The sequence below is a fragment of the Synechococcus sp. H55.11 genome (genome assembly GCF_047462475.1).
GTDB lineage: Bacteria > Cyanobacteriota > Cyanobacteriia > Thermostichales > Thermostichaceae > Thermostichus.
Window position 1 is genome coordinate 1 of sequence record NZ_JANSJI010000007.1, and the last position, 11,294, is coordinate 11,294.

General features: G+C 58.6%; 12 protein-coding genes. 6 read left to right on the forward strand and 6 right to left on the reverse strand.

Annotation, left to right across the window (positions count from 1 at the left end):
- Positions 1–89 precede the first annotated feature (89 nt).
- Complete coding sequence (bchM, locus tag NW853_RS00160; protein ID WP_414347080.1) at positions 90–755, reverse strand: magnesium protoporphyrin IX methyltransferase; 666 nt, start codon at positions 753–755, stop codon at positions 90–92.
- Positions 756–914: 159 nt separating this feature from the next.
- On the opposite strand from bchM, the gene NW853_RS00165 reads away from it, so the two are divergent.
- Positions 915–1,412 carry a hypothetical protein gene (locus NW853_RS00165; protein ID WP_414335077.1) on the forward strand — a complete coding sequence of 166 codons (498 nt, stop codon included), beginning with the start codon at positions 915–917 and terminating at the stop codon, positions 1,410–1,412.
- A gap of 19 nt (positions 1,413–1,431) precedes the next feature.
- On the opposite strand, the gene NW853_RS00170 is transcribed toward NW853_RS00165, so the two are convergent.
- The 4 genes from NW853_RS00170 to wecB all read right to left on the reverse strand — a co-directional run bounded on the left by NW853_RS00170 (position 1,432) and on the right by wecB (position 6,056).
- Positions 1,432–2,403, reverse strand: coding sequence for a D-alanine--D-alanine ligase (locus NW853_RS00170; protein ID WP_414335076.1), 972 nt, complete (start codon positions 2,401–2,403; stop codon positions 1,432–1,434).
- A gap of 69 nt (positions 2,404–2,472) precedes the next feature.
- Positions 2,473–3,597: a cell division protein FtsZ gene (gene ftsZ / locus NW853_RS00175; RefSeq protein WP_414335080.1), complete on the reverse strand. Its 1,125-nt coding sequence runs from the start codon at positions 3,595–3,597 to the stop codon at positions 2,473–2,475.
- A 651-nt stretch (positions 3,598–4,248) separates the two neighbouring features.
- Positions 4,249–4,818, reverse strand: coding sequence for an ureidoglycolate lyase (locus NW853_RS00180; RefSeq protein ID WP_414335075.1), 570 nt, complete (start codon positions 4,816–4,818; stop codon positions 4,249–4,251).
- 110 nt (positions 4,819–4,928) lie between these two features.
- The gene (wecB, locus tag NW853_RS00185; RefSeq protein WP_414335074.1) at positions 4,929–6,056 is read right to left on the reverse strand and encodes a non-hydrolyzing UDP-N-acetylglucosamine 2-epimerase; all 1,128 of its coding nucleotides are present in this window, start codon (positions 6,054–6,056) and stop codon (positions 4,929–4,931) included.
- A 765-nt stretch (positions 6,057–6,821) separates the two neighbouring features.
- Between wecB and mgtE the strand changes: the two genes are divergently transcribed.
- From mgtE to NW853_RS00200, 3 genes are all read left to right on the forward strand, one after another.
- Positions 6,822–8,189: a magnesium transporter gene (mgtE, locus tag NW853_RS00190; protein ID WP_414336797.1), complete on the forward strand. Its 1,368-nt coding sequence runs from the start codon at positions 6,822–6,824 to the stop codon at positions 8,187–8,189.
- Between the two features lie 104 nt (positions 8,190–8,293).
- The gene (locus NW853_RS00195) at positions 8,294–8,491 is read left to right on the forward strand and encodes a hypothetical protein (RefSeq protein WP_414335072.1); all 198 of its coding nucleotides are present in this window, start codon (positions 8,294–8,296) and stop codon (positions 8,489–8,491) included.
- A 34-nt stretch (positions 8,492–8,525) separates the two neighbouring features.
- Positions 8,526–9,227: an MgtC/SapB family protein gene (locus NW853_RS00200; protein ID WP_414335071.1), complete on the forward strand. Its 702-nt coding sequence runs from the start codon at positions 8,526–8,528 to the stop codon at positions 9,225–9,227.
- A 227-nt stretch (positions 9,228–9,454) separates the two neighbouring features.
- On the opposite strand, the gene NW853_RS00205 is transcribed toward NW853_RS00200, so the two are convergent.
- On the reverse strand, positions 9,455–10,078 hold the full coding sequence (locus NW853_RS00205) for a TMEM165/GDT1 family protein (RefSeq protein ID WP_414335070.1): 624 nt from the start codon (positions 10,076–10,078) through the stop codon (positions 9,455–9,457).
- Positions 10,079–10,469: 391 nt separating this feature from the next.
- On the opposite strand from NW853_RS00205, the gene NW853_RS00210 reads away from it, so the two are divergent.
- Together NW853_RS00210 and NW853_RS00215 are read left to right on the forward strand one after the other, a co-directional pair.
- Entirely contained in the window at positions 10,470–10,592 is a 123-nt protein-coding gene (locus NW853_RS00210; RefSeq protein ID WP_414335069.1) for a hypothetical protein, read from the forward strand.
- A gap of 33 nt (positions 10,593–10,625) precedes the next feature.
- Positions 10,626–11,027, forward strand: a complete 402-nt coding sequence (locus tag NW853_RS00215; RefSeq protein WP_414335068.1) for a YraN family protein — start codon at positions 10,626–10,628, stop codon at positions 11,025–11,027.
- The last annotated feature ends 267 nt before the right edge of the window (positions 11,028–11,294 follow it).

The window sequence follows — 11,294 nt, forward strand, 5'->3', positions numbered from 1 at the left end:
GCCCCTCTCCCTCAGGGAGAGGGGAGTTAGGGATCGAGGCAACGAACGGTTTCATTGCCATTGGAAACGACTGTAACTGGGCGGCGGCTTCAGCGCACCAGATCGAGCAGCCAGGCAAAGTAGAAGCGGCTTTGAATGGTTTGCCGTTGTTGCACTTTCCAGCCCCACTCAGTAAGGTGGCTCACCAGCGTCGCCTCGCGGTGCTGATAGGCGCGGGTGGTCTTGCTGGGGCCGGGGAAAAACTCCCCCACTTTCTTCAGCAGCGTCAGCCAGGGAGTTTTGGGAGCAAAGCTGAAGAGCAGACGAGACTTGGCCAGTCCGGTCAGGTGCCTGAGCATGCGCAGGGCGTCGGCTTCGGGATAGTGGATCATCACATCCAGGCAGACGACGACATCGTACTCCCCTGTCAGTTCCTCCAAATCCAAAACCTGAAACTGGGGGTTGTCTGTGGATCCCAGCTCCATCTGTTGGCGGCGACGCGCTTCGTTGACCATTTGCTCCGAGATGTCGCTGGCGAACACCTGCGCCCCGCGGGCGGCCAAAGGCAAGCTAAGGCTGCCCACCCCGCAGCCGGCATCGCAAATGCGCAAACCGGAGGGATCCCCCAGCCATTGCAACACCGTCTCGACCGTGCGGGCATGGCCCAGTCGAATATCTTTTTGGACGAAATTGACTTCCTCGTTGCCGTAAATGCGGCGCCAGCGCTCGAAGCCGACCGTGTTGAAATAGTTGCGGACGATGGCTTTTTCTTGCATAAGACTGCTAGTTGTATGCCGGGATCTGCCGGGGAATCACTCCTGGGCGGGCAGATTGGGGATGCGGATTACATTTTACCCCGAAGCCGCTGCCGCCACTCCCAGCGCCTGTCCCATGCCTGTATTAGAATTAACTTGCCTTCACCGGAATAAAACTCAATGACGGAAGCTGAGATTGCCCAGGCGTTGCAGGCCAGCTTGGCTGTCCCTGTCAAAATTGCCGTCAAACGTCGCCAGGGCCATTTGCACGTTCTCCTCAACCGCTCCCCGCAAACCCAGCTCGACTACCCCCATCTCACCCAACAGGTGCGAGCCGCGCTGGAGGCATTTGGCCTATCCGGCCTGGAGCAGGTGACGGTCTATGGACGCACCTCGGGACATTCCGAATACGAGTGGCAGCAAACCGAGCCGCTGCGGGATCCTCTCTTGGGTGCTGAGGAGACCACGCTCGTGCTGGAAAAACAAAGCAATCGGCTGCTGCAGGATCCGACGCTGGTTGCTCCCGATTCCGCTGGCCCCCAGCCTGAGCCCAGAGAAAAGGCTGCCGACAAGAAAGCTGCTGGCAAAGGCGGATCCCCTATTGCCTGGCTGTGGCCGGCGGTGCTGATGGTCGGGATGGGGGTGGCGGTTTTGGTTTTGCTCCTTTTCTTTCTCTAGAAAGCAGCCTGGCTGGGGATCAAGCCGGCTGTGGTGAAGGCCGGGATCCAGACGGGGCTGGGCGAGTCGAAGCCGCCCTTTGCAGGGCATCCTGCAGCATCCGCTCCACCAGCTCCGTAAACGTCCAGCCCAGAGCTGCCGCCGCATCAGGGCAAAGCGAAGTGGGGGTCATGCCGGGCAACGTATTCACCTCCAGCACCCAGGGGTTCTCGTCGGCATCCACCCGCAGATCCACCCGCGCCAGGCCCTCACATCCCAACACCTGATAGGCCCTCAGCCCTGCCGCCTCGCAGCGGGCCAATCCTGACCCCGTGAGGGAACAGGGGATCAAATGCCGCGAGCCGCCGGGGGCATACTTGGCTTCATAATCGTAAAAATCCCCCTGGGCGGGGATGATCTCAATCGCCGGGAGAACCTGGCCGGAGAGGATGGAGAGGGTGATCTCCTTGCCGGGAATGTAGCGCTCCAGGAAGACCCGCGAGGAGACCGAGCTGGCCAACTCCAGCCCCTGAGCAAATGACCTCTCATCCTGGACAATGCTGATCCCCACCGTCGAGCCGTTGTTGCTGGGCTTCACCACCAGCGGGGATCCCAAGTGCGCCACGCACTCGGCCCAGGAGAGCGGTTGCGCTTCATCCCAGACCAGCCACTCAGGGGTGGGGATCCCTGCGCCGCGAAAGATCTGCTTGGACACCAGCTTGTCCATGGCCAGAGCGCTGGCCAACGGCCCGGATCCCTGGTAGGGCAGGCCCAGCCACTCCAGCATCCCCTGCACCACCCCATCCTCGCCGCCGGGGCCGTGCAGGGCAATCCAGACGAAGTCGCAGCCGGCCTGCCGTTCCTGCCAAAGGCGCAGCGGCAGATCCTCCTCCGGGTCGATCAGCTTCACCCGATGGCCCAAATCTTCCAAAGCCCGCTTACAGGCTTTGCCCGTTACCCAAGAAACCTGACGTTCTGCCGAACGACCCCCTGCCAAGACAACAATGTTCATGGCTTAACCCCAAAGCACTCCCCACTCTCAGCAACCGGCACCAGGATAGCCGCATCCCCTTACTCTACCCTACGAAGGAGGGCGGCGGCGGCGCAAAAACTCGGGAATGTCCAAGCCCCCGGAAGCAGGGGGCTCAGGCTCAGGGGGCTGCCGAGGCGATGGCTCAGGGCTAGGAAAGGTGGGCTTGCGCGTCCCCACCCCCACCTTGTTGGCGACAGAGGCTTTGGGTGCAGAAGCGCTGGCGGCGGCCCGCGATCCGTCAAAACCGGTGGCGATGACGGTGATGCGCACCTCCCCTTGCATACGCTCGTCTTGCACGGTGCCGAAGATGATGTTGGCTTCTGGATCCACAGCCTCGGCGATGATCTCGGCCGCTACTGTGACCTCGTGCAATGACAGATCCAGCCCGCCGGTGATGTTAAAGAGCACGCCCTTGGCCCCCTCAATGGAAGTTTCCAGTAGGGGAGAAGACACGGCGGTAATGGCGGCTTCGCGGGCGCGGGACTTGCCGGATCCCATGCCAATGCCCATCAGGGCGGTGCCAGCATCGGCCATCACGCTGCGCACATCGGCAAAATCCACGTTGATCATGCCGGGGATGAGGATGATGTCGGAGATGCCCTGCACCCCCTGACGCAAGACATCGTCCGCGACGCGAAAAGCCTCGTGCACAGGAGTTTGCTCGGAGATCACCAAGAGCAGCTTGTCGTTGGGGATCACGATCAGGGTGTCGACCGCCTCCTGCAGCGCTTGGATCCCTTCTTCAGCCTGCTTGGTGCGCCGCTTGCCCTCAAAGGAAAAAGGCCGCGTCACCACCCCCACCGTCAGGGCGCCGCTGGCCTTGGCAATCTGGGCAACCACAGGCGCTCCCCCTGTCCCTGTGCCCCCTCCCATGCCGGCGGCGATAAAGACCAAATCTGCCCCTTTGAGAGCTGCTGCAATTTCTTCGCTGGACTCTTCGGCGGCTTTCTGACCAATGGCCGGGTTGCCGCCTGCCCCCAGCCCGCGGGTTAACTTTTGCCCGATTTGCAGACGGCTCACCGTTGATGTCGAGCACTGCGCAAGGGCCTGAGCATCCGTGTTGATACTCCAAAACTCAACACCCTTGAGGTTGCTGGCCGCCATCCGACTGACCGCGTTGCCACCTCCACCCCCCACGCCCACCACCTTAATTTTCGCGGCATTGCTCGGCATGTTCTCCTCTGGATGATCCGCCGCCTTGGTCTGGGCTCCGTTTCTCTCGTACTCGACCTGAGAGTCCTCCCCCACGTAGCGCTCACTCCAGGGGGAAGGCGTTGACTGGGCTTGCTCCAAGCCTTGCCCAGGATTGGGGGGATGGAAGTCCGACCAATTGTTGGATGGCATGTCAGCCCTCAAGATAGCTTAATTCTGGCAAATATTGAACATGCTAGCTGATTTAATATAAGTCAACTCTCCCCCGATGCCAACGGTGAAGACGTTTGTGGATCTTCATAGGCGGATGCAGCTTTCGTACTTTGCCTATGAATCTTCTCTCGCAGTTAAGCTTCCTCTTTTGTACAAGCGAGGTTCCTATCGAAGGGTATGTATTCCCGAACACCTAGTAGGTAGAGCCCAAATTAGGGCAAACTGTTGCCCCCAGCGCGCTTCGGTCGGAGCCGAGCTTGCGCTTGCCTAAAAGCTAACCTTGCGTTTTCTTTTCAGAGTATTCGATAATACTCACCCCTCCCAATTAGAGCCTGGCAGACCAATCGCCAATTTTTGCCGATTTTTAATGCTGAGGTTTGGGTATTCTGCAAACTACCCGAAGGCTTCCGCGCCGAAAGAGTCAGGGGGAGGGTTGCCGTCAGGGATCCGCCCATAGGCTTAGAGCGGCTGCAAATGGATCTCCGCGTTCAGCCGCTGGGGCAGGGAAATTTTAAACACGTCCCCCTGATCCATTTCCTGGGCCGTCGTCATGCTGGCCAGGGCCTCTACCACTTCTTCGGAGTTGGCGGTCAGCACGACAACGGGGCGCTCGCCGGCGACGGGGAAATCGTGCCAGGTGCCGCGGTGCAGCAGCAGCCCGTGCCCAGGGGGGAATCGCAGGGCTTGCACTTTGTCGAGATCGGGGAGGGTTTTGGGACGGTTGGGGGGAGCCATCACCATGATGAACGGCTCCTGCCCCAGGCCGACAAACAACTGGGTCATGCGCAGGTGGCGCTCCAACCAGAGCACAGGCGGGTAGCCGGGCAGGATCTTAGCAGTACGGATAACGGCCTTGCCGGTGTATTGAAAGTCAATGTTCTGCCCTTCTAAAACACGCCCCTGATAAAAAGGGATCCCCAACCCGGGATGGGCTACATCGTCCCCCAGCAGTTGGCCGAAGGGCCGCACATTTTCGGGGGTTGCCTCCACAATCGGCACCCGGACAACGGTGGTGGCAGTTGTGCTCATGGTTCTTGCTCTTTGTTCGCTTCAGAGTCCATTTAACTGGCCATCTTAATAAAAGCGACAGGTAAAGAAACGGTTTTCCCAGTAACGGTCTGGGCTTCCTCAGTTCCTGTTTATTTTTTGGGGCCTTGCGAGTTAAGCCACCGCTCGATGATGTGGTGAATTTGCCGGGCGGCAGTGCCGTCGCCGAAGGGGTTTTGGGCTTGAGCCATGCGGGCATAGGCCTGGGGATCCGTGAGCAATTCTCGGGCCGCCTGCAGGATTTTTTCGGGGTGGGTGCCCACCAGGCGGGCGGTGCCGGCGGCAACGGCTTCCGGGCGTTCGGTGGTTTGCCGCAGCACCAGCACCGGTTTGCCCAAAGCTGGCGCCTCTTCTTGAATGCCGCCGGAGTCGCTGAGAATGAAGGTGCAGCGCTGCATGGCGCTCACCCAGCAGGGATAGTCCAAGGGATCGGTGAGAAAAACCCGCTCCCGGGATCCCAACAGGGCCTGCAGGGGATCCCGCACCACCGGGTTGGGGTGGAGGGGCAACAGAAGGGCGGTATCGGGGAACTCGGCCAAAAGTTGCAGCAGGGCCTTGGCGATGGTTGTGAGGGGATCCCCCCAGTTTTCCCGCCGGTGCACGGTAACCAACAAAACCCGATAGCGCTCCCAGTCCAGGCCAGGGATGGGACAGGGGAGCCCGAGGGAGGCCACCTGCAGCAGGGCATCGATGACGGTGTTGCCGGTGCAGTAAATGGAGCCGACCACGTGGCTGCGCTTAAGGTTCTCCACCGCCTGGGGGGTGGGGGCAAAGTGCAGGCTGGCCAACTGGGAGATGAGGCGGCGATTGGCCTCTTCGGGGAAAGGATGGTAGAGATCATCCGTGCGCAGGCCGGCTTCCACATGCCCCACCGGGATGCGTTGATAGAAAGCGGCCAGAGCAGCAGCGAAGGCGGTGGTGGTGTCGCCCTGCACCAGAACCAGTTGGGGCTGGCGCTCCTGAAAATAAGGCTCAAGGCCGCGCAGGGTGGCTTCGGTGATATCGGTCAGGCTTTGGCGGGGACGCATGATCCCTAGATCCCGATCCGCCTGCAGGCCAAAAAGTTGCATCACCTGATCCACCATCTCCCGGTGTTGCCCGGTCAAGATTACCTCGGTGCGCAGATGGGGACTGGCGCGCAGGGCTTGGATCACCGGGGCCAGCTTGATGGCTTCGGGCCGCGTGCCCAAGATCACAGAAACCAGGGGAAGGGTGGCCATAGGTTTATGGGCAGCGGTTTCCCCAAGCTCACAAGCCGCCAGGATAGGGATTTTGCTCAGTCAGGCTGGGAGCAGAACCCGGAAGAGGTTGTGCTCTCTTGTTCACTTACCCCGATCTTAGCTCCCCAGCCACTCCGCTGATCGTTCACCGGATATGCCGGACAGAAAAAGGTTGACGGGATCCCCCTCCGGCAACTAGCCTAAAAAGGGCTGAAGAGATCCTCTTCAGGCTGTCCGGGTTGTTCCGGTTCAACTTTCTTGGAGGAAAACGTTCAACACCATGGACGCTTCTGGCAGTTGTAGCACTGGCCGGCAAGGATCGCTCTTCGGGGATCAAATCCTTGGAGACCTACATCCTACTGGTGTCTTCCTTTTTCCCGCTGACAGCTTCAGTCGTCGCTTGAGAGGATCCCGTTTCGCCAACGCGAAGGGGCAGGAGAGCTTTCTCAAATAGCTTCTGGCTTGGGTGGCTCTCTCGGTCGGCGACGAACAGATGGGCTGAGCAGAGCTCGACCTGAGCATCGGAAAAGGGAAAATCAGGAGTGCTTCAAAGGGGACTTCCCCTGGCTTTGGCTTTTGTAGGTGTTCGTGGGCCAGGGGATCCCTTTTATCGACTTGGGCTTTTGGGCTTCGAGTCGGGTCTAAGGCTTTGTGAGGCGTTCAGCTTCAGGGCTCCCATGAGCTTTGGAGCACGAGTTGGCCGTTGCCCTCCGGGTCTTTTATCCGGCTAACTTCAACCTTCGGAGGTTTGTTATGCGGCAAAACATGCTTCGCGATCTTCTCTCTCCCGCCTCTTTGGAAGCCGCCAAGCGAGCGGCCAATCGTGCCCCTATTGCCGAGCTGGTGCAGCAGTTAATGGAGATTTCTCCACGGCAGCGGGTTTTGGCTTTTCGCCTGTTGGAAAAAGACAAAGCTATGGCGGTATTTGAGTATCTGCGGCCCGAAGAACAGGCCGATCTCATCCGCAGCATGGAAGACCCAGAGGTGATCCGGCTGGTGGAAGCCCTACCCCCAGACGAGCGGGTGCGTCTATTTGAGGAGCTGCCGGCCAAAGTTACCAAGCGGCTGATCGCCAACCTCAGCCCAGAAGCCCGTGAAGCCGTGAATATCCTGCTGAACTACCCGGAGCGCAGTGCCGGTCGGCTGATGAACCTGCGCTACTTGGCGGTGCGCGATACCCTCACCGTCGGGGCCGCTTTGGCCAGCGTGCGCGACTCCCAACTGGGGGACGACGAGCTGGATGTCATCTTTGCGGTCGATGACCAGCGGTTCTACAAAGGTCTGGTGCGCACCGTGCGGCTGGTGAAAGTGGATCCCGACCTACCCATTCGGGAGCTGATCGAAGGATCGGATATTGTTGCTCGGGTTACCGATCGAGATTTGCAAGCAGCCCGCCTGCTTAAGGATTCCGGCTTGCCGGCCATTCCGGTGGTAGACAGCGAAGGGCGCTTGGTGGGGGATATCACCTTTGAGGATGTGATCAACTTGGTGGAAGAGGAGGCTACGGATGCGGCTTTGGCCCAGGCCGGGGTGGCTAGCTTGCTCAGCCGCGATAAGGTGTGGAGCGAGCGGCTGGTCAAGGGATCCCGCTGGTATTCTGTGCGTTTGCGCCTCACTTTTTTGATCATCACCCTGATCGGCGGCATGTTGGTGGGGGGAGTGATTGAAACCTTTGAGGAAGTGTTGCAGGCAGTTACAGCGGCGGCTGTTTTCATCCCGGTGATCATGGATATGGGCGGCAATGTTGGCACCCAATCCACCACCATCTTTGCCCGTGGTCTCGCCTGGGGCCATATCAACGTGAAGCAGTTTCTTGGCTACTTGCTGCGAGAAGCCAGTATTGGCGGCATTATTGGTGTCATTCTAGGGGTTGCGGCTGGGGTGATTGCTTACTTCTGGCAGGGAGCACCCAATGGGATCCCACAGTTGGGTCTCGCAGTGGGCCTATCTATGGCCATTGTGTTGACTTTGGGAGCTTTTCTGGGAGCGATTCTGCCCTGGATCCTCTTAAAGCTGGGCTTTGACCACGCTCCCGGGGCAGACCCTTTCATCACCACCATCAAAGACTTCACCGGGCTCTGGGTGTATTTCACCCTGGTAGCTTGGCTGGTCGGCGTTGAAGTCGAGCTCTGAGGCCGCTCTTTTCCCCTTGCAGTCCAACTTCGGCTCCCAGGCTACCCCCGGCCTGGGGGAGCTGGTTTGAGATTGAATCCGATTATTCGTTCAGGAGGTGTGCCATGACCTTGAAAGCTCCTTCCACCACAGCTCAGTTCCGGTTGCTGCTGCAGCGCTACGCCCATCGAGTCAGCATAACCTGCGCTTTAGAAACAGGTGGTAAGCTGGCCCCAGAAGTGGCCTTTGCTCAACTGGAAACCCTCTGGCAGGCTCTGGAACAGGCGGCCAAAGCCCTTGGGATCCCAGATGTAGCCGGCTAGCCCTCACTCCTCCACGAGAACTGGAGCCTGACCTATGACCTGGATCGACTTCACCTTCCGCCTAACGGTTGCTTTTATTTTGGGATCCCTCATCGGGTTGGAGCGACAGTGGCGGCAGCGCATGGCCGGCCTGCGCACCAACACCTTGGTGGCCACCGGTTCAGCCTTGTTTGTCATGCTCTCAGTTCTCACTCCTGATGAAAGCAGCCCGACCCGCATTGCTGCCCAGGTGGTGTCGGGGATCGGCTTTTTGGCCGGGGGCGTCATCCTCAAAGAAGGGGCCAGCGTGCGCGGCTTGAACACCGCTGCCACCATCTGGTGTGCGGCTGCCGTGGGAGCCTTTGCCGGGGCGGGGTATATTCCCCAAGCCGCTATTGGGGCAGGAGCTGTGCTGATTTCCAATATTCTGCTGCGCCCCTTGGGCTACCGCATCAACCAGCAGCCCCTCAAAGGCACAGAACTGGAACTGGTCTATGAGTGTTCATTTATTTGCAAAAGCCATGCGGAAGCCCACCTGCGCGCTCTGCTGCTGCAGGGCATAGCCCCTTCCCATCTCAAATTGCGAGCTCTCTACAGCGAAGATCTGGAGAACAAGCCCGACCTCGTTAAAGTCGAAGCGGAGCTGGTTACTCAAACCCGCGATGACCAGGCTCTAGAACAGGTTGTCAGCCGCCTCAGCTTAGAGCCAGGAGTGATTACTGCCCGCTGGCGGATCATCGAACAGGAATTTGGATAATCCGAACTTTTTCTCCCGACTTCATGGAAGTTCTATAGCCAAAAGGCAGAATGTGACCAGCTCAACACAGAGCGGACCCTTGGGATATGAGGCGAGAGGAGATTTTGTAGTCCAAGCGGAAGCAGATCCTATAGTTGTGGTTATTTCAAACCCGACTACACTCCTCGGTGCTCCGCTTCACTGACGCAACAAACTGTTTCATGACCATTTGAAACAACTACAATCGTTTACCCTAACAATTCCCAACTGGTTACCAACGCAAACAGCAGAAACAAGCCGCCCCCCACCCAATGCACAGCCCGTTCAGAGATGTGGGCTGCTAAGAAGCGACCACCCACCACCGCCAACCCCACCATCAGCCCATGGCCGAGGGTGGCCCCTGCCCAGACACTCAATCCCGGATGGGTGGCTGCCAAAGAAACGGTAGCAATCTGAGTTTTGTCCCCGAACTCGGCCAAGGCGGTCAGGCTAAAGGCCTCCCACACAACAGCCCAAGCCCCGCCGTGGCCAGCGCCTTTTGCTTCGGCTTGCTCCACCAGTCTGAGGGCTTCTTTCTCTTCTTCCTTCTCCTGCTGGGGAGTCATTTGGTAAGCTTGCCAGAGCATTCTTAGTCCAAAAGCCGCGAAAACTCCAGCCGATAGCACTCGCACACCCAGGGGTGGCAGCAGCTTAAAAAGCACTTTCCCGGCCACCACCGCCAGCAAGGTCATAGCGGCCAAAGCCAGCCACGTTCCCAAAAAAACCCAGCGGCGCGGGTGGCGCATAGCCAGAATCAGGGGGGTAAAAAAGGTCTTGTCCCCAAATTCCGCTACCGTGACCAATAACAAACTGGACGCAAAACCAGCCCACATTGTTTAGCCTCCAACCTCTCTTGTGTGTGGAATTGGCTCACACCCGGAGGCGAAGGCTGGAGAAGTCAGACGGACTCACCAAGCTCACCTCCGCGTGAACTCAGTGAAAGTCTCGTCACCAAAGCAAGATCCTCTGCTTGCCTTGTCTCTTGCACCGGGCTGTTTTCAGCCAGTATGTCGATGCAGAGGGCGGTAAGCCGCCTGACTACTCCCTTTCCAGCCTGAATGGTAGCATGCTCAGCTCATCAAGAAAAGCTCTCCGTTCGCGCCCGTAGCCCTTTGGGATCCCTGACATGCCGTGCCTTGCCGATGTTGATGCTGCTTCCCGCAACTATGCAGGAGAGACAGGTTATCATGGTCACGGTTCAAGAAAAAATCAGGAGAAGACCACGTGGATGCAAAGCTAGTCTTGGTGGGGGTTGCTCTTGCCCTCTCTTTGGCAAGTTTTTACTTCGGCACCCGCAACGGCTTTTACGACACCGACAAATATCACGGCAATGGCTCCGCCCACTAGAGCTGAGCACTGGTTTTTTCTTGGTATTTTTTCATGGATCCCTTGCCCAGAAGAGCTTCCCGCCAGAATACAGGCGATGCTGGAGAGGGCTGGGTGCGGCAATATCTGTGTCAGCAAGGCTGGCAGATCCTGGCTCAGCAATGGCGCTGCCGTTGGGGTGAGTTGGATCTGGTTGCCCACAGAGCAGATGTGCTGATTTTTGTAGAAGTGAAAACCCGCAGCCCCGGTAGCTGGGATCAAGGTGGGCTTTTGGCGGTTGCGATCCCCAAGCAGCGACGCTTGATCCGAGCTGCCCAGGCCTTCTTGAGTCAGCATCCTCACTTTTGCGAATTGTCCTGCCGCTTTGATGTCGTCTTGATAGAGCGCCGGCCCTCTCAAGAAGGGGCAAGCTATGTGTTGGTTGATTACCTGGAAGCAGCTTTTGAGATTTTTTGAGGCCAACTCACCTTGCTTGTCAAGACTACCGGCCTCAATAGGATCATCCAAGTGGCTGATGTGTGGCGGCCCTGGCCTATTTTTTTCTGGCCAGGAAGATCATGGTTAGTTAGACCGCGAAAAGAGAGTCTTCCCCCGGATCCCTTTCCGTTCGCGCTAGCGGGCCGTAGGCCTTGGATGGGATACAAGATTGGCCCAGACGACCGACCACCGAAAACAGCTCCGCTTGTTCCACTACGCCCTTGAAGCGCCCTTCTCGATCTACAA

What these genes read in the sequence shown, in the direction of transcription:
- bchM (WP_414347080.1), bottom strand. Translation starts at nt 755, where the DNA reads ATGCAAGAAAAAGCCATCGTCCGCAACTATTTCAACACGGTCGGCTTC.
- NW853_RS00165 (WP_414335077.1), top strand. Translation starts at nt 915, where the DNA reads ATGACGGAAGCTGAGATTGCCCAGGCGTTGCAGGCCAGCTTGGCTGTC.
- NW853_RS00170 (WP_414335076.1), bottom strand. Translation starts at nt 2,403, where the DNA reads ATGAACATTGTTGTCTTGGCAGGGGGTCGTTCGGCAGAACGTCAGGTT.
- ftsZ (WP_414335080.1), bottom strand. Translation starts at nt 3,597, where the DNA reads ATGCCGAGCAATGCCGCGAAAATTAAGGTGGTGGGCGTGGGGGGTGGA.
- NW853_RS00180 (WP_414335075.1), bottom strand. Translation starts at nt 4,818, where the DNA reads ATGAGCACAACTGCCACCACCGTTGTCCGGGTGCCGATTGTGGAGGCA.
- wecB (WP_414335074.1), bottom strand. Translation starts at nt 6,056, where the DNA reads ATGGCCACCCTTCCCCTGGTTTCTGTGATCTTGGGCACGCGGCCCGAA.
- mgtE (WP_414336797.1), top strand. Translation starts at nt 6,822, where the DNA reads ATGCTTCGCGATCTTCTCTCTCCCGCCTCTTTGGAAGCCGCCAAGCGA.
- NW853_RS00195 (WP_414335072.1), top strand. Translation starts at nt 8,294, where the DNA reads ATGACCTTGAAAGCTCCTTCCACCACAGCTCAGTTCCGGTTGCTGCTG.
- NW853_RS00200 (WP_414335071.1), top strand. Translation starts at nt 8,526, where the DNA reads ATGACCTGGATCGACTTCACCTTCCGCCTAACGGTTGCTTTTATTTTG.
- NW853_RS00205 (WP_414335070.1), bottom strand. Translation starts at nt 10,078, where the DNA reads ATGTGGGCTGGTTTTGCGTCCAGTTTGTTATTGGTCACGGTAGCGGAA.
- NW853_RS00215 (WP_414335068.1), top strand. Translation starts at nt 10,626, where the DNA reads ATGGATCCCTTGCCCAGAAGAGCTTCCCGCCAGAATACAGGCGATGCT.